Below are 22318 nucleotides of genomic sequence, written 5' to 3'. Positions count from 1 at the left end.
GCTCAGCCCTCCGGGATCTCGAACTTGCTGGTGCGCTTCATGCCGGCCGCGCGGCCCTTGCCCGCGATGACCAGCGCCATCTTCCGGCTGGCCTCGTCGATCATCTCGTCGCCGAGCATCGCCGAGCCCTTCTTGCCGCCGGCCTCGGACGTGCACCAGTCGTACGCGTCCAGGATCAGCTCGGCGTGGTCGTAGTCCTCCTGGGTGGGGGAGAAGACCTCGTTGGCGGCGTCCACCTGGCCCGGGTGCAGCACCCACTTGCCGTCGAAGCCGAGGGCCGCGGCGCGGCCGGCCACCTCGCGGAAGCCGTCCACGTTGCGGATCTGCAGGTAGGGACCGTCGATCGCCTGCAGGTCGTTGGCGCGGGCCGCCATCAGGATCTTCATCAGGATGTAGTGGTAGGCGTCGGCGCCGTAACCCGGCGGCTGCTCGCCCACCACCAGGGACTTCATGTTGATGGAGGCCATGAAGTCGGCCGGGCCGAAGATGATGGTCTCCAGGCGCGGCGAGGCCTCGGCGATCGCGTTGACGTTGTTGAGGCCCTGGGCGTTCTCGATCTGCGCCTCGATGCCGATCCGGCCGACCTCGAAGCCCATGGTCTTCTCGATCTGGGTCAGCAGCAGGTCCAGCGCCACGACCTGCTCGGCGTTCTGCACCTTGGGCAGCATGATGCAGTCCAGGTTCGGGCCGGCGCCCTCGACGACCGTCACCACGTCCCGGTAGGTCCACTCGGTGGTCCAGTCGTTGACCCGCACCACCCGGGTCTTGCCCGTCCAGTCGCCCTCGTTGAGGAACTTGACGATGGTGTGGCGGGCCTCCGGCTTGGCCAGCGGCGCGCAGGCGTCCTCCAGGTCCAGGAACACCTGGTCCGCGGGCAGCCCCTGGGCCTTCTCCAGGAAGCGCGGGTTGGAGCCGGGAACGGCCAGGCAGGAACGCCGGGGACGCAGGCGGTTCACGGGCTGGGGCGCGGTCATGCGGTGACCTCCAGGGGGTCGAGCTTGTTGGCTTTGCGGATCTCGTCGACGATACGGCCGATGATCCCCGTGATGTCGAAGTCCTTCGGGGTGAACACCGCGGCCACCCCGGCGGACCGGAGCTGTTCGGCGTCCGCGCCGGGAATGATGCCTCCCGCGATCACCGGGATGTCGTCCGCCCCGGCGGTGCGCAGCCGGGTCAGGACGTCGGGCACCAGCTGGGCGTGCGAGCCGGACAGGATGGACAGGCCGACCGCGTGCACGTCCTCGGCGAGGGCCGCGTCCACGATCTGCTCCGGCGTCAGCCGGATGCCCTGGTAGACCACCTCGAAGCCGGCGTCGCGGGCCCGCACGGCGATCTGCTCGGCGCCGTTGGAGTGCCCGTCCAGGCCCGGCTTGCCGACCAGGAAGCGGAGCTTGCCCACCCCCAGGTCGCGGGCGGTGGCGTCGACGCGGCGGCGCACCTCGGCGAGCGCGGTGCCCTCCTCCGGAGCCACCGCCACCGGGGCGGAGGAGACGCCGGTGGGCGCGCGGTACTCACCGAACACCTCGCGCAGCGCCCCCGCCCACTCCCCGGTGGTCGCCCCCGCACGGGCGCATTCGAGGGTGGCCTCCATCAGGTTGTCGCCGCCGCGCGCCGCCTGCTTCAGCCGCTCCAGCGCCTTGCACGGGCGAGGGTGGTTGAACGGCGGCTGGTAGCGGGTGTCGCGCCAGTGCCGCAGCCCGGCGATCACCCGGGCCTCGACGGCCGGGTCGACGGTCTGGATCGCGGTGTCCAGGTCCGCGGTGAGCGGGCTGGGCTCGGTCGACTCGAAGACGTTGACGCCGACGATCCTGTCCTGGCCGGACTCGATCCGCGCCCGGCGCTCGGCGTGCGAGGCGACGAGCTGCGACTTGAGGTAGCCGGACTCCACCGCGGCCAGCGCGCCGCCCATCTCCTGGATCCGCTCGATCTCGGCCCAGGACTCCTCGACCAGCTCCGCGACCTTGGCCTCGATCACGGTCGAGCCCTCGAAGATGTCGTCGTACTCCAGCAGGTCGCTCTCGTAGGCCAGCACCTGCTGGATGCGCAGCGACCACTGCTGGTCCCAGGGCCGGGGCAGGCCCAGCGCCTCGTTCCAGGCCGGCAGCTGCACCGCGCGGGCGCGGGCGTCCTTGGAGAGGGTGACGGCCAGCATCTCCAGCACGATCCGCTGGACGTTGTTCTCCGGCTGCGCCTCGGTCAGGCCCAGGGAGTTGACCTGGACGCCGTAGCGGAAGCGGCGCTGCTTGGGGTTCTCGATGCCGTACCGCTCGCGGGTGACCCGGTCCCAGACGCGGGTGAAGGCCCGCATCTTGCACATCTCCTCGACGAAGCGGACGCCGGCGTTCACGAAGAACGAGATCCGGGCGACCACGTCGCCGAACTTCTCCGCGGGCACCTGACCGCTGTCGCGGACGGCGTCCAGCACGGAGATCGCCGTGGACATCGCGTAGGCGATCTCCTGGACCGGGGTGGCCCCCGCCTCCTGCAGGTGGTAGCTGCAGATGTTGATCGGGTTCCACTTCGGCATGTGGGTGACCGTGTAGGTGATCAGGTCCGTGGTCAGCCGCAGGGAGGGCCCGGGCGGGAAGACGTGGGTCCCCCGGGAGAGGTACTCCTTGACGATGTCGTTCTGGGTGGTGCCCTGCAGGGCGGAGACGTCCGCGCCCTGCTCCTCGGCGACCACCTGGTAGAGCGCCAGAAGCCACATGGCGGTGGCGTTGATGGTCATCGAGGTGTTCATCTTCTCGAGCGGGATGCCCTCGAAGAGCCGGCGCATGTCACCGACGTGGGCCACCGGGACGCCGACCCGGCCGACCTCGCCTCGGGCGAGGACGTGGTCGGAGTCGTAGCCGGTCTGGGTGGGCAGGTCGAACGCCACCGACAGGCCGGTCTGCCCCTTGGCGAGGTTGCGCCGGTACAGCTCGTTGGACGCCTCGGCCGTGGAGTGGCCGGCGTACGTCCGCATCAGCCACGGACGGTCCTTCTGACGCTCTGCCATGACGGTCCTCAGACGTTCCGGAAGCGGTTGATGGCGTCGACGTGCTGGGCGCGCATCTCGGGGTCGCGGACGCCCAGGCCCTCCTCGGGCGCCATGCAGAGCACGCCGACCTTGCCCTGGTGCAGGTTGCGGTGCACGTCGTAGGTGGCCTGGCCGGTCTCCTCCAGGCTGTACGTCCGGGAGAGCGTCGGGTGGATCCTGCCCTTGGCGATCAGGCGGTTGGCCTCCCACGCCTCGCGGTAGTTGGCGAAGTGCGAGCCGATGATGCGCTTGAGCGACATCCACAGGTAGCGGTTGTCATACTGGTGCATGTAGCCCGAGGTGGAGGCGCAGGTGGTGATGGTGCCGCCCTTGCGGGTGACGAACACCGAGGCGCCGAAGGTCTCCTTGCCGGGGTGCTCGAAGACGATGTCGATGTCCTCGCCGCCGGTGAGCTCGCGGATGCGCTTGCCGAAGCGCTTCCACTCCTTCGGGTCCTGGGTGTGCTCGTCCTTCCAGAACCGGTAGTCCTCGGCCGCGCGGTCGATGATCAGCTCGGCGCCCATCTTCCGGCAGATCTCCGCCTTCTCCGGCGAGGAGACCACGCAGATCGGGGTGGCGCCGCCGGCCAGCGCGAACTGGGTGGCGTAAGAGCCGAGGCCGCCGCTGGCGCCCCAGATCAGGACGTTGTCGCCCTGCTTCATGTTGGCGCCGTTGGCGGAGACCAGCTGCCGGTAGGCGGTGGAGTTGACCAGGCCCGGGGAGGCGGCCTCCTCCCAGGTCAGGTGGGCCGGCTTCGGCATCAGCTGGTTGGACTTGACCAGGGCGATCTCCGCCAGGCCGCCGAAGTTGGTCTCGAAGCCCCAGATCCGCTGCTCCGGGTCGAGCATGGTGTCGTTGTGCCCGTCGGAGGACTCGAGCTCGACGCTCAGGCAGTGCGCGACGACCTCGTCGCCGGGGTTCCAGGCGTTGACGCCCGGACCGGTGCGCAGGACGACGCCCGCCAGGTCGGAGCCGATGATGTGGTACGGCAGGTCGTGGCGCTTGGCCAGGTCGCTGGTCCGGCCGTAGCGCTCCAGGAAGCCGAAGGTCGACAGCGGCTCGAAGATGGACGTCCACACCGAGTTGTAGTTGACCGAGGACGCCATGACGGCCACCAGGGCCTCGCCCGGGCCGAGCTCGGGCAGCGGGACCTCGTCCAGGTGCAGCGACTTGCGCGGGTCCTTGTCGCGGGTGGCGAGACCCGCGAACATCTCGGTCTCGTCCTTGTGCACGGTGATCGCGCGGTACGACTCGGGGAGCTCGAGGGCGGCGAAGTCCTCGGACGAGGCGTTCTGCGACTGGATCGCGTCCAGGATGTCCTTCACGGTCACGGTGTTGCCTCCGGCGACGGGCGCCCGCTCGCGGGGCGCAGGGGGTACGTCGGTGCTGGTGCTGTTCGGTGGGGTGCCGTCGGTTCGGCGGGTGGTGCGGCGGCGCGTTGTGGCGCGGTGGATGCCTGTGACGCAGGCGCCCGGACGCACGGGGCATCGCCCCGGGGGACACCCGTCGCACCTGGGGTTTAGCGGTGCGACGGCCGCCCGGACACCCACAACGTATGGCACGGCGTGACGGTTGACAAGGCACTGAGTGCCATGAGTTGTGCTCAGGTGAAATCTTTACGCAACAAACGAGCGATGATCGATCAGGTGCCGTCCGGACAGCCCTCCCGATCGATGATCGATCAGTATTGCCAAGGGTGGTGAGGGGTTCGGAGGGCGTTCGGGCGGTCGTCCTCGGCGGTCGGCCGACGTCCCGCAGACTCGGCGGGACCTGTCCCGGCGACCCCGGAACGAGGAGTAGATGACACTCCGTGCCACCGATCTGATCCCCGGCCGACGCAGTGTGCCGGCCGCCGCGCTGGGAGCGCTCGGCGGTGCCCTGGGCGCCGCGCCCGCCGTCGCCGCGCCGTCCGCCCCGACCCCGGTCCGGGTGCCGACGTTCAACGTCCACCACGGCGCGGACGCCGGCGGGGTCTTCGACCCGGAGCGGGTGGCGCGGGTGATCGAGGGGACCGGCCCGGACGTGGTCGCGCGCCAGGAGGTCGACCGGCACTGGGGGCGCGCGGCGACCGGACCGACCTGGCGGCCGAACTCGACGGGTTCACCTACGGTTCGCTCGACCCGTACACCCGGATCGACTACCTGCCGGCCCCCGAGGACGTGCGCGTGGTCCGGGCCGCGGTGGTCGGCCTGGACCCGGGGGCCTCGGACCACCTGCCGGTGCCGGCCGACCTGCTGGTGGCGCCGGGCGTCCACCGAGCGGCGGCACGGCCCGCGGCACGGTCTGCGGGGCGCTCCACGGGGCGCTCCGCGGCGCGGTCGGTGGCGGGGAAGGCCCCGGGGGCGCTCAGGCGCGTTCCCGCAGGGCCTTCTCGATGGTGTGCATGATCTCGTCCAGCGGCGCGTCCACCCGGGCCACGGTGACCAGCACCTCGCCCGAGGCGGAGACCGAGGCCGCGTCCGGCGAGGTGCGGCCGGAGTCGTCCCGGCCCGCGCCGATGCCGCGGCCGAAGGTGCGCCGGACGATCGCGAAGGCGTGGTCCAGCTGCCGCTCCACGTCGCCCTGGCCGTCGGCCCGCAGCCAGCGCCGCAGCACGTGGTTGTGGGCCGTCACCACCGCGGAGGCGGCCACCTCGGCCAGCAGCGGGTCGTCGTTGGCGTCGTCGGCGTGCGCCTTCTCGTCGAAGTGCCCCAGCAGGTAGCGGGTGAAGAGCCGCTCGTAGCGGGCCACCGAGGCGATCTCGGCCTCGCGGAGCGTCGGCACCTCGCGGGTCAGCCGGTAGCGGGCCACCGACACCTCCGGGTGGGCCGCGTACATCCGCATGACCTCCTTGATGCCGCGGCACACCGTGTCCAGCGGGTGCTCGTGCGCCGGGGCGGCCTTCAGCACCGCCTCGGCCCGGACCAGGGTGTCGTCGTGGTCCGGGAAGATCGCCTCCTCCTTGGAGCGGAAGTGGCGGAAGAAGGTGCGCCGGGCCACGCCGGCCGCGGCGGCGATCTCGTCGACGGTGGTCGCCTCGTACCCCTTGGTGGAGAACAGCTCCATGGCCGCCGCCGCCAGTTCGCGGCGCATCTTGAGCCGCTGGGCGGCCGCCCGGCTGCCCGCGGTGCTCTCCGGGGCGTCGGCCGCGGCGGGGGATCGTGTCGACTTGGCGGGGTGGGACATGCCCCGAACGTACTCCATCCGCGCACCCCCATGTGCGCGCCCCGGACCTCCCCGGCCGGGGGCGGGCGGGGGAGCCGCGGGAGGCGCGGCCGGGAGGGGCGCCGCCGGGTCCGGGGGAGGGAAGCCGGGGCGGTCCAGCAGACCGCCCCAGTCCCCGGGGGACTCCTCGTCCCCCGGGGCCCGGCCGGGGCCGGGGCGGGGCTCAGCGCCGGGCATATTCGCGGAAGCCGCGGCCCGTCTTCCGGCCCAGGCAGCCCGCGGCCACCAGGTGCTCCAGGAGCGGCGCCGGGGCCAGGCCCGGGTCGCGGAACTCGCGGTGCAGCACCTTCTGGATCGCCAGCGAGACGTCCAGACCGACGACGTCCAGCAGCTCGAACGGCCCCATCGGGTAGCCGCCGCCCAGCTTCATCGCGGCGTCGACGTCGTCCAGCGTGGCGTAGTGCTCCTGGACCATCTTCACGGCGTTGTTGAGGTACGGGAACAGCAGCGCGTTGACGATGAAGCCGGCCCGGTCGCCGCAGTCCACCGGATGCTTGCGGATCCTCCGGCACACCTCGAGGACCGTGGCGTGCACGTCGTCGTCGGTGAGGACCGTGCGGACCACCTCGACCAGCTTCATCGCCGGGGCCGGGTTGAAGAAGTGCATCCCGATCACGTCGCGCGGGCGGGAGGTGGCGCGGGCGCAGGCCACCACCGGCAGCGAGGAGGTGGTCGTCGCCAGGATCGCGCCGGGCCTGCAGACCTTGTCCAGGGCGGCGAAGAGCTGCCGCTTGACCTCCAGGTCCTCGGCGACGGCCTCCAGCGCCAGGTCGACGTCGGCGAAGGCGTCGTAGCTGCCCGCCGGGGTGATCCGGTCCAGCACCTGCGCCGCGTCCTCGGCCGTCATCCGGCCGCGGTCCACCGAGCGCGCCAGCGACTTGCCGATGCGCGTCTTGGCGGCGACCGCCTTCTCCTCGCTGCGGGCCGCGAGGACCACGTCGTAGCCGGCCTTGGCGAACACCTCGGCGATGCCGGAGGCCATGGTGCCGGAGCCCGCGACGCCCACCGAGCGCACCGGGCGGCCCGCGCCGGCCTCGGCGTCCTGACGCGGGGTGAGCGCGTCCGGGACCACGGTGGCCGAGCCGGGGGCCTCGTAGGTGTAGAAACCGCGGCCCGACTTGCGGCCGTTGAGGCCGGCGTCGCTGAGCTGGCGCAGGATCGGCGCCGGGGCGTGCAGCCGGTCGCGGGACTCCTGGTACATGGCCTCGAGCACGGTGCGCGCGGTGTCGACGCCGATCAGGTCCAGCAGTGCCAGCGGGCCCATGGGCAGGCCGCAGCCGAAGCGCATCGCCGCGTCGATGTCCTCGCGGGAGGCGTACCGGGACTCGTACATCGCGGCGGCCTGGTTGAGGTAGCCGAACAGCAGGCCGTCCGCGACGAAGCCGGGGCGGTCGCCGACCTTCACCGGCTCCTTGCCCAGCTCGACCGCCAGGTCCGTCACGGCGGCGACCGCGGCCGGGGCGGTGAGCACCGAGGAGACCACCTCGACCAGCTTCATCGCCGGGGCCGGGTTGAAGAAGTGCAGGCCCAGCACGCGCTCCGGGCGGGCCGAGTCGGCGGCCAGCCGGGTCACCGAGAGGGCGTTGGTGCCGGTCGCCAGGATCGCCTCCGGGCGGACGACGTCGTCCAGGGCGCGGAAGATCTGCTGCTTGACGTCGTACGACTCAGGGGCCACCTCGATCACCAGGTCGGCCGGGGCGGCGTCGGCGAGGTCGGTGGAGGTGCGCAGCCGGGCCAGGGCCCGTTCGCGCTCGTCCTCGGTCAGCCTGCCCCTGGCGACGGAACGGGCGGTCGAGCTCTCCAGCGCGGCGGTGGCGCGGGCCGCCGCCTCGGGGTCGACGTCGATGCCGACGACCTCGCGGCCGGCCCGGACCAGGATCTCGGCGATGCCCGAGCCCATGGTGCCGAGGCCCACCACGGCGACGGTCCGGAGGGAGGAGGCGCTGTCGGAACGGGACAGGGAAGAGGGAGCGGCCATGACGGACTCCAGGAAGGCGTGAGGTGACGGCTGGAACGCACACCGGCGACGAGGGCCGAGGGGCATGCGGAGAAAGGGAGTTGGCAGACGGCCGGCCATGAGCGGCCTCTGCCCGTGCCGCCCGGTCCTGTCCCGGGACCGGGTCGTGCGGTGTTGCTGCGGTACCGCGGAGCCGTACCGAACCGACTGCTCGCGGCGGCTGCGTCACCAGGCCGCTGCGAGGAATGCGAGGGGTTGCTCGCTCGAATGAGCTTAACCCGTGAGTAGTGAGCGCGCCAGACCGTCCGGGGCGGCGTGATGTGTGATCCCGCTCCCACGGGGGCGGGTGATTTGCGTAGGGTTGGGCGGGTGATGGACGACGAGGGTCAACTGGCCGCACTGGAGGCCCGGTTGCGGGCCGAGTCCGGCGGAGGGTTCGCCCACCGGCGGCTGGTGTCGGACGCGGAGCCGGCCGAGCTCGCGGAGTTGCTGGGCGAACCCGGGCATCCGCTGTGGGCGCGGGAGTTGGCCGCCTTCCGGCTCGGACTGGCCGGGGACGGGCGGGCGTTCGAACCGCTGGTGCTGCTGCTCAACCACCGTGACGCCCCGCGGTGCGCCTCCGCGGCCTACGCACTGGCCCGGCTGGGCGATCCGCGCACCGGACGGGCGGCCGCGGCGCTCGCCACCAACGAGCTGCGGGTCGGGTACGCGCTCCACCCGGTGCGGCTGCTGGTGGCGCTGCGGGCGCCCGAGGCGGTCCCCGCGCTGGTGACCGTGCTGGAGCGGCGGCTCGCGGCGGACCGCGATCCGCACCGGGAGGTCGCGCTCGCCTGCGTCGAAGGGCTCGGCGCGCTGGGCGACCCGCGGGCCCGCGACGTGCTCGGGCGCGCCCGGGACTCAGGACGCCCGGAGCTGGCCGCCGCCGCGCGGGCCGCGCTCCGGGCCCTTCAGGCGGAGGGCGGCGAGGAGGCCGCCGACGCGGCCGGAGCCGGGGCGGGCGGGCCGGCCGAGGGAGCCGGGCGCACGTAGCGGACCTCGGGGACGTCCACGCCGTCCACGGTGAAGGGCTCCTCGGCGCCGTCGGGAGCGAAGCCGTGCCGCTCGTAGAAGAGCCGGGCCGGCGTGTTGTCCCGCACCACCCACAGGTAGGTGTCACCCTCGGCGGGCAGGCAGCCGAGGAGCAGGGCGCCGCCGAGCCCCGCACGGTGGTGGACGGGGTCCACGTACAGGGTGTACAGCTCCCAGCCGGCCTCGTCCCCGCGGTGCGGACCGAGGCAGGCCCAGCCGACGACCCGGCCCTCCCGCTCGGCGACGAGGTTGACGACGCCGGGGCCGGCCCCCTCCAGGAGCTCGCGGTGGCGCTCCGCCGCGGCGACGGGGTCCATCCGGTCCAGGTAGGCCTGCGGCATCAGCCCGCGGTAGGCGTGCCGCCATCCGGCGGTGCGGACCTCGGCGACGCCCGGGCAGTCCGCGACCGTCATCTCTCTGATCACCGGGCCATCATGCATCTCTCTGATCACCGGGCCATCATGCAGGCTCCTGCGCGCCCGGCCACCCCGATTCCGGGGCGGCTCAGGCCACCAGCAGACGGAGCCCGAGCTCCGCCGCGTCGAGACCGGCGAGGTCGCGGTTGCGCTCGGCCCACCGGCCCGAGGCCAGGTCCTCGCCCAGACGGTCCACCGCCCGCCGCTCGGCCTCCGGCCCGACCCTGGTCCACACCGACACCGCGCGGCGGACGTGCTCCTCCAGGTACGCCTCCGGCCGCCGCCAGTACGCCTCGAAGAAACCGTCGGCGCAGTCCCAGGGGACCAGCACCGGCTCCATCCGGGCCCCGATCACGCCCGCCAGCTCGTCCACCGCCGGCCGGCCGACGACGAGACGGGCCACCTCGGGCAGGTAGTCGCGGGTCAGCCAGAACCGGTGCAGCCAGCCGGCGTCACTGGCGTCGTGCGTGAACACCACCACCCGGCGTGCCACCCGCCGCATCTCCCGCAGGCCGGCCACCGGATCGTGCCAGTGGTGGACCGTGCTGAAGGCCATCGCCGCGTCGAAGGAACCGTCCGCGAACGGCAGGTTCTCGGCGGTGGCCGCCACGCACGGCGCCGCGTCCGCGGGGCGCTGCGCCCGCATCACCGCCGACGGCTCCACCGCGACCACCTCGCGGTCCAACGGCTCGTACGAACCGGTGCCCGCGCCGACGTTGAGCACCGTCCGCGCGTCCCCGAGGGCCTCCCAGACCCGCGCGGCGATGCGCGGCTCGGTGTGCCGCGTCGCCGGGTAGGCGGACCCGATGGCCTCGTAGAGCTGCGCGCCGAACACCTGCAGCTGCTCCTGCGGCGTGGTCCTGATCCCCATGGCCCGTGCCTCCAGTTCCCTGTCGATGGCCGTCACCATGGCGGCCGCGCGGTCCCGCTGCTCCAGCAGCAGGCCGCGCAGCCGGCGCAGGCGCGCGACCGTGTCGGTGGCCGGGTCGTCGACCAGGTCCGCGATCTCCCGCAGCCCGAAGCCCAGCCGTCGGTAGGCGAGCACCTCCCGCAGCCGCTCCACGTCGGCCGCCGCGTACGCCCGGTACCCGGACGTGGTGCGCGCGGACGGGCGGACGAGGCCGATCTCGTCGTAGTGATGCAGCGTGCGGACGGTCACGCCGGCCAGTTCGGCGACCCGTCCCACGGTCATGTGCTCCTCCACGCCCCTGACGATGCGCCATCACGTCACGTGAGGGTCAAGCGCCTCCGCGCGGCCCGGCGGCCCGGCCCGGCCCGGCGGCGCGGCCCGGCCCGGCGGCACGGGCGCCGCGGTGTGTGCGACGCCCGTGCGGGGCGGCCGGCGGCGCTCAGCGGCGCGGCAGCGGCCAGGGGTGGGACGGCGTGAACCGGCGGGTGGAGTCCGCGGCGGGCTTCGGGTCGGGAAGCGTCGGGCAGGTGGCGTCGGCCTCGCCGGCGGTGCGCCGGGGGACCGTGCCGTCGGCGAGGTACGCGGCGAGGTGGCGGTCGAGGCACGCGTTGCCCGCCAGCGAGACGCCGTGGTTGCCGCCGCCCTCCTCCACCACCAGCGAAGACCTCCGCAGCAGCCGGTGGGTGCGGACCGCGCCCGCGTACGGCGTCGCGGCGTCACCCGTCGACTGCAGGATCAGCACCGGCGGCAGCTTGTCGTTGCGGACGTCCACCGGCTTCAGGCCCTTCACCGGCCAGAAGGCGCACGGCGCGTTGTACCAGGCGTTGCTCCAGGTCATGAAGCGCGCCTTCCTGTGCACCGCGTCGTTGTCGGAGCGCCACCGCGCCCAGTCACGCGGCCAGGGCGCGTCCCGGCACATCACGGACGTGTAGACGCTGTAGCCGTTGTGCCCGGCGGCGTCCACCGCGCCCACCGCGCGGTAGGCCTCGACCAGGGGCGCCTCCTCGCCCTTCACCGCGTAGGCGGAGAACACCCGGGCCAGCAGCGGCCAGTAGCCGTTGTGGTAGCCGCCGGGGAGGAACAGGTCCTCCAGCTCGGCCGGGCCGACCACGTCCTGGGCCGGCCTCGCGGCGACCGCGGCCCGCATCCGGTACCAGGCCGCCTCCACCCCGGCGGCGTCGGTGCCCAGCCCGTAGACCTTGTCGTGCCGGGCGACCCAGGCGGTGAACGCCCGGTGGCGTTCCTCGAAGGCGACGTCCTGCTGGAGGTTGTTCTCGTACCAGACGCCGGCGGGGTCGACCACCGAGTCGAGCACCATCCGCCGCACCCGGTCCGGGTGCAGCTTGGCGTAGACCGCGCCCAGGTAGGTGCCGTAGGAGTAGCCCAGGTAGTTGATCTTCCGGGCGCCCACCGCGCGCCGGATCCACTCCAGGTCCTTCGCGGCGCTGACCGTGTCCATGTACGGCAGGACGTCGCCGTGCTGGGTCCGGCAGGCGGCGGCGAAGGCCCGGGCCCGCTCGAGGTTGGTCCGCTCCAGGGCCGAGGTGGAGGGGACCGGGTCCGGGCGGACCGGGTCGAAGTAGCCGGGGAGGCAGTTCAGGGCGGGCCGGGACCTCCCGACGCCCCGGGGGTCGAAGCCGATGACGTCGTAACGGGACGCGACGGACTTCGGGAGCCCGGAGGCGACGAAGCCGGCGAGGTCCACCCCGCTGCCGCCGGGACCGCCGGGGTTGACCAGCAGCGGACCGAGCGACTTCCCCGCGGTGTGCGGGACGCGCGCGAGGGCCACGGTGATCTTCCGGCCGCCGGGGTCGGCGTGGTTCAGCGGCACCTGGACGTCGGCGCACTGCAGCGTGGGGGCCTCCTCGGTGCCGCACTTCTTCCAGGCCGGCCCGGCCGCGCCCAGCGGGGCGGGCCCGGGGACGGCCTGGGCGGGGGGTACGGCGGTCAGGGCCGAGGCCAGCGCGACGGCGGAGCCGCAGAGGGCGGCGGCGGCGCGTTTCTTCATCAGTCTCCCCGGGGTCGGCGGCCGTGCGTGCCACGGTCCAGGGCGCATCGTGCCGTCCGGGACGGGGAGGAAGGAGGTGTTTCGGGTGGAGTTGACCCGTTCGGGTAGCACCGGTGCCGCCGGGCGGGGCAGTCGGCGCGGCGCCCGGGCGTGCGCGGTCAGAGCAGCGACAGCTGCACCGGGCCCCCGGCGGCCGGGCCCCCGGCGGCCGGGGCGGGGTCCGCGGCGGGACGCGAACTCCGGATCCGGCGGCGGGCCGCCCCGCCCTGCGGCCCGATGCCGTACTCGCGGGCCAGCTCGTGGACCTGGCCGGTGATCCGGCGCTGGTACCAGGTCGGCGCGTAGGCCCCGCCGGCGTACATCCGCTCGTACCGGCCCACCAGCTCCGGATGGTGCTCGGCCAGCCAGGCCATGTACCACTCGCGGGCCCCCGGCCGCAGGTGCAGGACCAGCGGGGTGACCGAGGTGGCGCCCGCCTCCGCGATCGCCCGCACGGTGGCGCGCAGCTGCTCGGGCCGGTCGCCGAGGAAGGGGATCACCGGCGCCATCAGGACCCCGCAGCCGATGCCGTGCTCGGTGAGGGTGCGGACCACGTCCAGGCGGCGTTCCGGCGCCGGGGTGCCCGGCTCCACCGTGCGCCACAGCTCGCGGTCGACGAAACCCACGGAGACGTTGACGCCCACGTCGGTGACCTCGGCCGCCTGCTCCAGCAGCTCCAGGTCGCGCAGGACGAGCGTGCCCTTGGTCAGGATCGAGAACGGGTTCGCGTGGTCGCGCAGGGCCTCGATGATCCCCGGCATCAGGCGGTAACGGCCCTCCGCGCGCTGGTAGCAGTCCACGTTGGTGCCCATGGCGATGTGCTCGCCGTGCCAGTTCCGGGAGGCCAGCCGGGCGCGCAGCAGCTCGGGCGCGTTCAGCTTGACGACGATCTGCGAGTCGAAGCCGATGCCGGTGTCCAGGTCCAGGTAGCCGTGCGTCTTGCGGGCGAAGCAGTAGACGCAGGCGTGGGTGCAGCCGCGGTAGGGGTTCACCGTCCATTCGAACGGCATCCGGGAGGCGCCCGGCACCCGGTTGACGATGGAGCGCGCCCGGATCTCGTGGAAGGTGATGCCACGGAACTCGGGGGTGTCGAAGGTGCGGGTGGTCACCGAGTCCGCCCCGAACAGGGCGGGGTCCGTCCGCCCGGACTCCGGCGTGAGGTTGTCCCAGCGCATGCAGGCCTCGCTTGTCGGTCGTTGCGAACAGCGATAATAGAACACGTGTTCCCTTGATCGTGCGGACCGCACATCGGGGCCCGCCCGGTCCGTCGATTTGGCCGCCGTGGGCCGGGGTGGTTTGCTGGCGCCGGATCGGCCGGATCACGAGCTGGAGGAAGCACATGGCGCAGGTGGAGGCCACGACCGAGCGGGTCGTCGCGGCGAACGCGCAGCGGGTGTACGCCGCCCTCGCGGACTACGAGGGCACGCGGGCGCGGCTGCTGCCCGAGCAGTTCAGCGAGTACGAGGTGCGGGAGGGCGGCAAGGGCGCGGGCACCCTGGTGCACTGGCGGCTCCAGGCCACCGAGAAGCGGGTGCGGGACTGCCTGCTGGAGGTGACCGAGCCGACCGCCGGCGAGCTGACCGAGAAGGACCGCAACTCCTCGATGGTGACCACCTGGCGGGTCACCCCGGCCGGCGAGGACCGCGCGCGGGTCGTCGTCACCAGCGTCTGGAACGGCGCCGGCGGGATCGGCGGCTTCTTCGAGAGGACCTTCGCCCCCAAGGGCCTGGCGCGGATCTACGACGCCGTGCTCGCGCGGCTCGCCTCCGAGGTGGAGTGACCCGAGCGGGCCGAAAGGTCAACAGCCGCCTGCGGAAGCCCCGTTGGCCTCACCGGTTCGAGTGACTTGCGTAACCGGATTCCTTCACTGCCGTTCGCCTGGTGACGTGCGACGAACGGGAGGGCAAGTGGGCGTGACGGGCGGGACCGCACTGCTGCGGGACGAGGCCGGGCCGCGCGACGGGGCCGGGGGGACGGCGCCGGACGGCGAGGACACCGTCCCGCTCCCCGCGGCCCGGCCGGCCGCCGAGGACGCCCCGCGGCTCACCCCGCGGGGCGTCCGGCTGGTCTTCGGCGGTCTGATGCTGGCGCTGCTGCTCGCCGCGCTGGAGCAGATGATCGTCGCCACCGCCCTGCCGAAGATCGTCGGCGACCTGCAGGGCATGGACAAGATGTCCTGGGCCATCACCGCCTACCTGCTGACCTCCACCGTGGTGCTCCCGGTCTACGGCAAGCTGGGCGACCTCTTCGGCCGCAAGGGCGTCTTCCTCTTCTCGATCGTGGTCTTCGTCATCGGCTCCGCGGCCTGCGGGCGGGCGGAGACCATGGACCAGCTGATCGCCTTCCGCGCGGTGCAGGGGATCGGCGCGGGCGGCCTGATGATCGGCGTGCAGGCGATCATCGCGGACATCGTCCCGTCCCGCGAGCGCGGCCGCTACATGGGCCTCGTCGGCGCCTCCTTCGGCCTGGCCTCGGTGGCCGGACCGCTGCTCGGCGGATACTTCAGCGATCACCACTCGTGGCGCTGGTGCTTCTATTTCAACGTCCCGTTCGGCCTGGTCACGCTGGTGGTGGTGGCCGCCGTGCTGAAGCTGCCCAAGCCCGCCGTCCGCCCCCGGCTCGACGTCCTCGGCACCCTGCTGCTCGCCGCCGCCTCCACCTGCCTGGTGCTGCTGACGAGCTGGGGCGGCACCGAGTACGCCTGGGGCTCGCGCACCGTCCTCGGGCTGGCCGCCGGGGCCGTGCTCTGCTCCGCCCTCTTCGTGGTCGCCGAGCGGTTCGCGGCCGAACCGCTCATCCCGCTGCGGCTCTTCCGGGACTCCGTCTTCAACGTCACCGCCCTGGTCGGGCTGGTGGTCGGCATCGCGCTGTTCGGCGCGGCCAGCTACCTGCCCAGCTACCTCCAGATGGTCGACGGGGCCACCGCCACCGAGTCGGGCCTGCTGATGCTGCCCATGATGGGCGGGGTGGTCGGCGCGTCGATCGTCTCCGGGCAGCTCATCAGCCGCACCGGCCGCTACCGGATCTACCCGATCCTCGGCGGCGCGCTCTCCGCCGTCGGCATGTGGCTGCTGTCCCTGCTGGAGATGGGGACCGGACGGGTCACCTACAGCGTCTGGATGTTCGTCCTGGGCACCGGCATCGGCCTGGTGATGCCGGTCCTGGTGCTCGCCGTGCAGAACTCGGTGCGCCCCGCCGACCTGGGCACCGCCACCAGCGCCAACAACTACTTCCGGCAGATCGGCGGCAGCGTCGGCGCCGCCGTCTTCGGCACCCTGTTCGCCGACCGCCTCACCGACGCCCTCGCCGACCGGCTGCCCGGCCTGCCCGGCGGCACGGCCGCCGCCCCGCACGCCGAGTCCGTCAGCCCGGAGCTGGTGCACTCGCTGCCCGCGCCGCAGCGCGACGCGTACATCGCCGCCTACGCGGAGGCCATGCCGCGGATCTTCCTCTACCTGGTGCCGGTCCTCGTGCTCGGCCTGATCATCGCCTTCTTCCTCAAGGAGAAACCCCTGGTGTCCCAGAACGTCCCCGCCGCAGACCCCCAGGACGCCGGGCACCAGCCGGCGACCGCCCCGGCCGGAGCCGCCGCCCCGTACACGGCCTCCGCGCCGTTCACCGTCGAGGTGACCGCCTCGGTGCCGAGCGCCAGGGCCCCCTACGGCGGCGGCATCGCCGTCTGCGGCGCGGTCCGGCACGCCGACGGGACGGTGGTGCCGCGGGCCGCGCTCACCCTGATCGACGGCGTCGGGCAGCAGGTCGGCCGCGGCGCCAGCGGCGAGGACGGCCGGTACGCGCTGGCCACCCCGGGCCCCGGCTCCTACGTGCTGATCGCCGCCGCGGGCGGGCACCAGCCGCAGGCCGTGCAGGTCACCGTCGGGGAGCGGCCGGTCGAGATGGACGTGGTCCTCGGCGGCGCCGGACGCCTCGCCGGGACCGTCACCACCGCCGACGGGACGCCGGTGCGGGACGCCACCGTCACCCTCACCAACGTCCACGGCGAGGTGGTCTCCGCCTCCCGCAGCGGCTACGACGGCGGCTACGTGATCAGCGACCTGGTGGCCGGCGAGTACACCCTGGCCGCCAGCGCCCACGCCTACCGGCCCACCGCGCTGCCGGTGACCGTACAGGCCTCGCGGGAGACCCGGCAGGACATCGAACTCGCGGGCGGCGCGGTGCTGCGCGGCGTGGTCCGGGGCGGCGGCGGGCGGCCCGTCGAGGACGCCCGGGTGACCCTGCTCGACGCCGCCGGGAACGTGGTGGACACCCTCACGACCGGGTCCGACGGCACCTTCCGCTTCGTCGACCTGTCCTCGGGCGAGTACACGGTGATCGCCGCGGGCTACCCGCCGGTCGCCACCGTGCTCCAGGTGGCCGGGGGCGGCCGCACCGAGCGGGACCTGCAGCTCGGCCACCAGGACTGAACCGGCGCCGGACCGGGCCGGGCCGCACGGCGCCCCGGCCCGCCCGCACCGCGCCCCGGCCCGCCCGCACCGCCCGGTCACGCCCCGGCGCCGTTCCCGGCGCCGGGGGAAGATCGCCCCGCCGGACCCTGCGTCTAGACTCACGTCCCATGCGTGCGTGTGACCGGCAGAAACGGAGCGACGGGTGAAGATCCTCATCAGCGCCGACATGGAGGGCGCGACCGGTGTCACCTGGCCGGCCGACGTGCTACCGGGCACTCCCCAGTGGGAACGCTGCCGCCCCATGTTCACCTCCGACGTGCAGGCCGCGGCTCTCGGCTTCTTCGACGGCGGCGCCGACCAGGTCCTGGTGAACGAGGCCCACTGGAGCATGCGCAACCTGCTGCTCGAGCAGCTCGACGACCGCGTCGAGATGCTCACCGGCCGACACAAGGCCCTCTCCATGGTCGAGGGCGTCCAGCACGGGGACGTCGACGGCATCGCCTTCATCGGGTACCACGGCGGGGCCGGCATGGAGGGCGTCCTCGCCCACACCTACCTCGCCAACCAGCTCACCGGCGTCTGGCTGAACGACGTCCGGGCGAGCGAAGGCCTGCTCAACGCCCATGTGGTGGCCGAGTACGGGGTACCGGTCATCCTGGTGACCGGCGACGACGTGGCCTGTGACGACGCCCTCGGGTACGCGCCCGAGGCGCGGAAGGTCGCGGTGAAGGACCACGTCTCGCGCTACGCGGCGGTGTGCCGCACGCCTGCCCGCACCCACGCGGACATCCGGGCCGCCGCCGAGGAGGCGGTGTCCCTGGCCGTCCGTCACGAGCCGGTGCAGGCGGGACCGCACACCGTCGCGGTGGAGTTCGACGCGGAACACCTGGCCGACGCGGCGACCGTCGTCCCGGGCGTGGGCCGTGTCGGAGAGCGCAAGGTCGCCTACACCGAAGCAACGATGTACGACGCAATCCGCACCTTCAAGGCGGTCACCACGATCGTCTCGGCCGCGGTGGAGGAAACGTATGGCTGACCAGCAGGCCCTCGAGGAGGTCGTGACCTTCGCGTCCGACCTGATCCGCATCGACACCACCAACCGGGGCGGCGGCGACTGCCGCGAGCGCCCCGCCGCCGAGTACGCGGCGGCCCGGCTCGCCGAGGCGGGCCTCGAACCCACCCTCCTGGAGCGCACCGAGGGACGCACCAACGTGGTCGCGCGCCTCGAGGGCACCGACCCCTCAGCCGACGCGCTCCTGGTCCACGGCCACCTCGACGTCGTGCCCGCCGAGGCCGACGAGTGGACCGTGCACCCCTTCTCCGGGGAGATCCGCGACGGCGTGCTCTGGGGCCGCGGCGCCGTGGACATGAAGAACATGGACGCGATGATCCTCTCGGTGATCCGCTCCTGGGCCCGCGAGGGCGTCCGACCCCGCCGCGACATCGTCATCGCCTTCACCGCCGACGAGGAGGACAGCGCGGTCGACGGCTCCGGCTTCCTCGTCGACCAGCACGCCGCGCTGTTCGAGGGCTGCACCGAGGGCGTCAGCGAGTCCGGCGCCTACACCTTCCACGACGGATCCGGCGGCCGGATCTACCCCATCGGCGCCGGCGAGCGCGGCACCGGCTGGCTCAAGCTGACCGCCCACGGGCGCGCCGGCCACGGCTCCAAGGTCAACCGCTCCAACGCCGTCACCCGCCTCACCGCCGCCGTCACCCGGCTCGGCGAGCACGACTGGCCGCTGCACCTCACCCCGACCGTGCGCGCGGCCGTCACCGAACTGGCCGGGCTCTACGGCATCGACGCCTCCCGGTACGACCTCACCGACTCCGACCAGGTCGACGAACTGCTGGTGAAGATCGGCCCCGCCGCCGCCCTGGTCGAGCCGACCCTGCGCAACAGCACCAACCCGACCATGCTGGACGCCGGCTACAAGGTCAACGTGATCCCCGGCGAGGCCGGCGCCCACGTCGACGGGCGCTTCCTGCCGGGCGGCGAGGACGACTTCGAGCGCACCCTCGACGAACTGACCGGCCCCGACGTCGACTGGGAGTACTACCACCGCGAGCAGGCCCTGCAGGCCCCGGTGGACTCCCCGACCTTCGCCAAGCTGCGCACCGCCGTCGAGGAGTTCGACCCCGGGGCGCGGACCGTGCCGTACTGCATGTCGGGCGGCACCGACGCCAAGCAGTTCGCCCGGCTCGGCGTCACCGGCTACGGGTTCGCCCCCGTCTGGCTGCCCGAGGGCTTCGCCTACCAGGCGCTCTTCCACGGCGTGGACGAGCGGGTTCCCGTCGAGGGTCTTCACTTCGGCGTCCGCGTGCTGGACCGTTTCCTGCGGACGGCCTGACAGAGATGGGGGACAAGGTGCGGAAACTGGCCTACGGGACGTGGCCCTCGCCGATCGGGGCGGCGCTCGCCGCCGACCACGACGGCGCCCCGCAGTACCCGGGCTTCGTCGGTGACGAGGTCTGGTGGACCGAGCCGCGGCCCGCCGAACAGGGCCGCCGCGCCCTGGTGCGCCGCCGCGCCGACGGCGCCGAGGAATCGGTGCTGCCCCCGCCGTGGAACGTGCGCAGCCGGGTCATGGAGTACGGCGGCCGCCCGTGGACCGGCACGGTCCGCGACGGCCGGCCGGTGATCGTCTTCGTGAACTTCGCGGACCAGCGGCTCTACCGCTACGAGCCGGAGACCGGTGGCGAGCCGCAGCCGCTCACGCCGGTCTCCGCGGTCGGCGGCGGCCTGCGCTGGGCCGAGCCCGAGGTGCGCGACGGCCGGGACGGCCGGGCCGAGGTGTGGTGCGTGCTGGAGGAGTTCACCGGCGACGGCCCCTCCGACCTGCGCCGGCTGCACGTGGCCGTGCCGCTGGACGGCAGCGCCGCCGAGGACCGCGCCGCCCTGCGGGAACTCTCCCGCCCCGACCACCACTTCGTCACCGGCGCCCGGGTCTCCCCGGACGGCACCCGGGCCGCCTGGATCGCCTGGGACCACCCGCGGATGCCGTGGGACGGCACCGAACTGCTGGTCGCCGACATCACCGGCGACGGCGTCCTCGGCACGCCGCGCACCCTGGCCGGCGGCCCGGAGGAGTCCGTCGCCCAGGTCGAGTGGACCGGCGACGGCCGCCTGATCTGGAGCAGCGACCGCGACGGCTGGTGGAACCTCTACCGGGACGGCGAGCCGCTCTGCCCCCGCGAGGAGGAGTTCGGCGGCCCGCTGTGGACGCCCGGCAGCCGCTGGTTCGCGCCGCTCGACTGCGGCCTGGTCGCCGTCCTGCACGGGCTCGGCGCCCAGAAGCTCGGCGTCCTCGACCTCGAGAGCTGCGAGGTGGTGGACGCCGCCGGCCCCTGGACCGAGTTCGCCGGCGCGCTGGCCGTCCACGGCGACCGGGTCGTCTCGGTCGGCGCCGGCCCCAGGCGCTCCGTCGAGGTGGTCGAACTCGACACCCGCCTGGGCAGCGCCCGGGTGATCGGCTCCGCCCACCGGGACACCGTCGACCCGGCCTACCTGCCGGAACCCGAGGCGCGGGTCTTCACCGCCGCCGACGGCCGGGAGGTGCACGCCCACGTGTACCCGCCGCACCACCCCGAGGCGACCGGCCCGGACGGCGAGCTGCCGCCCTACGTGATCTGGGCGCACGGCGGGCCCACCAGCCGGGTGCCGATGGTCCTCGACCTGGAGATCGCCTACTTCACCTCGCGCGGCATCGGCGTCGTCGAGGTCAACTACGGCGGCTCCACCGGCTACGGCCGCGCCTACCGCAACCGGCTGCGCGAGCAGTGGGGCGTGGTCGACGTCGAGGACTGCGCGGCCGTCGCCCTCGCCCTGGCCGACGAGGGCATCGCCGACCGCGGCCGCCTGGCGGTGCGCGGCGGCAGCGCCGGCGGCTGGACGACCGCGGCCTCGCTGGCCTTCACCGACGTCTACGCCTGCGGCACCATCATCTACCCGGTGCTCGACCTGACCGCCTTCGCCTCCGGGGAGACCCACGACTTCGAGTCCCGCTACCTGGAGTCGCTGGTCGGGCCGCTGGCCGAGGTGCCCGAGCGGTACCGGGAACGCTCGCCGAGCGAGAGCCCGGAGCGGATCGAGGTGCCGTTCCTGCTGCTCCAGGGGCTGGAGGACCCGATCTGCCCGCCCGCGGCGAGCGAGCGGTTCCTCGAGGGCGTCCGGGCCTCCGGCCGGGGCGTGCCGCACGCCTACCTCGCCTTCGAGGGCGAAGGCCACGGTTTCCGGCGCGCGGACACCATGATCCGGGCACTGGAGGCCGAACTCTCCCTCTACGCCCAGGTGTTCGGCTTCGAGGCGCCGGGTGTTCCGGTGCTGGAACTCCGGAAGTGACTCAGGAAGCGGGGGAGAGGTCCGTGCGGGAGCTGACCAGGCCCGAGCGGCTGGCGCCGGGTGCCCGGGTGGCCGTCGTGGCGCCCAGCGGCCCGGTGCCCGAGGAACGGGTCGAGGCCGGGCTGTCGTTGCTGCGCGGCTGGGGCCTGGACCCGGTGGTGATGCCCCATGTGCTCGGCCGCGACCCGCGGTTCGAATACCTGGCCGCCACCGACGCCGACCGCGCCGCCGACCTCCAGGCCGCCTGGTGCGACCCCGCGGTGGACGCGGTGATCTGCGCCCGCGGCGGGTACGGCGTCCAGCGGATGGTCGACCTCCTCGACTGGTCCGCCCTGCGCGCGGCCGGACCCAAGGTGTTCGTCGGGTTCAGCGACATCACCGCGCTCCACGAGGCGTTCGCGACCCGCATGGGCCTGGTCACCCTGCACGGACCGATGGCCGGGGCGATCGACTTCCTGAAGAACGAGCAGGCCAGGGAGCACCTGCGCGCCACGCTGTTCGAGCCGGAGTCGACGCGGGTGATCCAGGGCTCGGGCGGCGCCCTCGTCCCGGGGCGGGCCAGGGGCGTCACCCTCGGCGGCTGCGTCAGCCTGCTCGCCGCGGACCTGGGCACCCCGCACGCGCGGCCCGGGGCGCGGGGCGGACTGCTGATGCTCGAGGACGTCGACGAGGAGCGGTACCGGCTCGACCGGATCCTCACCCAGCTCCTGCGGGCCGGGTGGCTCGACGGGGTCGCCGGCGTCGTGCTCGGCTCCTGGCACAAGTGCGGGCCCTACGAGGGGCTGCGGGAACTCTTCACCGACCGGCTGGGAGGACTCGGGGTCCCGGTCGCCGAGGAGTTCGGCTTCGGCCACGACCCCGGCGCCCTCACCATCCCCTTCGGCGTCGCCGCCGAACTCGACACCGCCGCCCGCACCCTCACCCTCGACACCCCCGCCCTCCTGTAGCA

General features: G+C 73.6%; 16 protein-coding genes. 7 read left to right on the top strand and 9 right to left on the bottom strand.

Annotated features, from left to right (window positions below):
• Window positions 1-2: 2 nt before the first annotated feature.
• The 5 genes from ABZ836_RS14935 to ABZ836_RS14915 form a co-directional block, all read right to left on the bottom strand.
• Entirely contained in the window at window positions 3-974 is a 972-nt protein-coding gene (locus ABZ836_RS14935) for a CoA ester lyase (RefSeq protein ID WP_356135144.1), read from the bottom strand.
• A complete protein-coding gene (locus ABZ836_RS14930; protein ID WP_356135146.1) occupies window positions 971-2998 on the bottom strand; it encodes a protein meaA in 2028 nt (675 codons plus the stop codon). Before ABZ836_RS14930 ends, ABZ836_RS14935 begins: the two co-directional genes overlap by 4 nt.
• Window positions 2999-3006: 8 nt before the next feature.
• Window positions 3007-4344 (bottom strand): crotonyl-CoA carboxylase/reductase, encoded by a 1338-nt coding sequence (gene ccrA / locus ABZ836_RS14925; protein ID WP_356135338.1) that lies wholly within the window; start codon window positions 4342-4344, stop codon window positions 3007-3009.
• Between the two features lie 1021 nt (window positions 4345-5365).
• On the bottom strand, window positions 5366-6184 hold the full coding sequence (locus tag ABZ836_RS14920; RefSeq protein ID WP_356135148.1) for a TetR family transcriptional regulator: 819 nt from the start codon (window positions 6182-6184) through the stop codon (window positions 5366-5368).
• A gap of 202 nt (window positions 6185-6386) precedes the next feature.
• Window positions 6387-8201 carry a 3-hydroxybutyryl-CoA dehydrogenase gene (locus ABZ836_RS14915; RefSeq protein ID WP_361142179.1) on the bottom strand — a complete coding sequence of 605 codons (1815 nt, stop codon included), beginning with the start codon at window positions 8199-8201 and terminating at the stop codon, window positions 6387-6389.
• 351 nt (window positions 8202-8552) lie between these two features.
• On the opposite strand from ABZ836_RS14915, the gene ABZ836_RS14910 reads away from it, so the two are divergent.
• Complete coding sequence (locus ABZ836_RS14910; RefSeq protein WP_361142385.1) at window positions 8553-9209, top strand: adenylosuccinate lyase; 657 nt, start codon at window positions 8553-8555, stop codon at window positions 9207-9209.
• On the opposite strand, the gene ABZ836_RS14905 is transcribed toward ABZ836_RS14910, so the two are convergent.
• From ABZ836_RS14905 to ABZ836_RS14890, 4 genes are all read right to left on the bottom strand, one after another.
• Entirely contained in the window at window positions 9128-9688 is a 561-nt protein-coding gene (locus ABZ836_RS14905; protein ID WP_356135340.1) for a GNAT family N-acetyltransferase, read from the bottom strand. The two genes, ABZ836_RS14910 and ABZ836_RS14905, sit on opposite strands and share 82 nt — an antisense overlap.
• A 64-nt stretch (window positions 9689-9752) precedes the next feature.
• Entirely contained in the window at window positions 9753-10856 is a 1104-nt protein-coding gene (locus ABZ836_RS14900) for a MerR family transcriptional regulator (RefSeq protein ID WP_356135154.1), read from the bottom strand.
• 157 nt (window positions 10857-11013) lie between these two features.
• A complete protein-coding gene (locus ABZ836_RS14895; protein ID WP_361142176.1) occupies window positions 11014-12582 on the bottom strand; it encodes an alpha/beta hydrolase in 1569 nt (522 codons plus the stop codon).
• 158 nt (window positions 12583-12740) lie between these two features.
• Window positions 12741-13796, bottom strand: a complete 1056-nt coding sequence (locus ABZ836_RS14890; RefSeq protein ID WP_361142173.1) for an Rv2578c family radical SAM protein — start codon at window positions 13794-13796, stop codon at window positions 12741-12743.
• A gap of 164 nt (window positions 13797-13960) precedes the next feature.
• On the opposite strand from ABZ836_RS14890, the gene ABZ836_RS14885 reads away from it, so the two are divergent.
• The 6 genes from ABZ836_RS14885 to ABZ836_RS14860 all read left to right on the top strand — a co-directional run bounded on the left by ABZ836_RS14885 (window position 13961) and on the right by ABZ836_RS14860 (window position 22316).
• Window positions 13961-14401: an SRPBCC family protein gene (locus tag ABZ836_RS14885; protein WP_356135160.1), complete on the top strand. Its 441-nt coding sequence runs from the start codon at window positions 13961-13963 to the stop codon at window positions 14399-14401.
• 283 nt (window positions 14402-14684) lie between these two features.
• Entirely contained in the window at window positions 14685-17045 is a 2361-nt protein-coding gene (locus ABZ836_RS14880) for an MFS transporter (protein WP_356135342.1), read from the top strand.
• 184 nt (window positions 17046-17229) lie between these two features.
• Complete coding sequence (locus tag ABZ836_RS14875) at window positions 17230-18063, top strand: M55 family metallopeptidase (protein ID WP_356135162.1); 834 nt, start codon at window positions 17230-17232, stop codon at window positions 18061-18063.
• Window positions 18056-19378: a M20/M25/M40 family metallo-hydrolase gene (locus ABZ836_RS14870; RefSeq protein WP_356135164.1), complete on the top strand. Its 1323-nt coding sequence runs from the start codon at window positions 18056-18058 to the stop codon at window positions 19376-19378. The genes ABZ836_RS14875 and ABZ836_RS14870 overlap by 8 nt, the downstream gene beginning before the upstream one ends.
• Window positions 19379-19383: 5 nt before the next feature.
• Window positions 19384-21369, top strand: coding sequence for an LpqB family beta-propeller domain-containing protein (locus ABZ836_RS14865; protein ID WP_361142168.1), 1986 nt, complete (start codon window positions 19384-19386; stop codon window positions 21367-21369).
• A 23-nt stretch (window positions 21370-21392) separates the two neighbouring features.
• Window positions 21393-22316, top strand: a complete 924-nt coding sequence (locus tag ABZ836_RS14860; protein WP_356135168.1) for an LD-carboxypeptidase — start codon at window positions 21393-21395, stop codon at window positions 22314-22316.
• Window positions 22317-22318: the final 2 nt, after the last annotated feature.

This window comes from Streptomyces sp. NPDC047130 (genome assembly GCF_040643475.1).
GTDB lineage: Bacteria > Actinomycetota > Actinomycetes > Streptomycetales > Streptomycetaceae > Streptomyces.
Note: the sequence above shows the minus strand (reverse complement) of the source record. Positions and strands in the feature narration are given on the sequence as shown.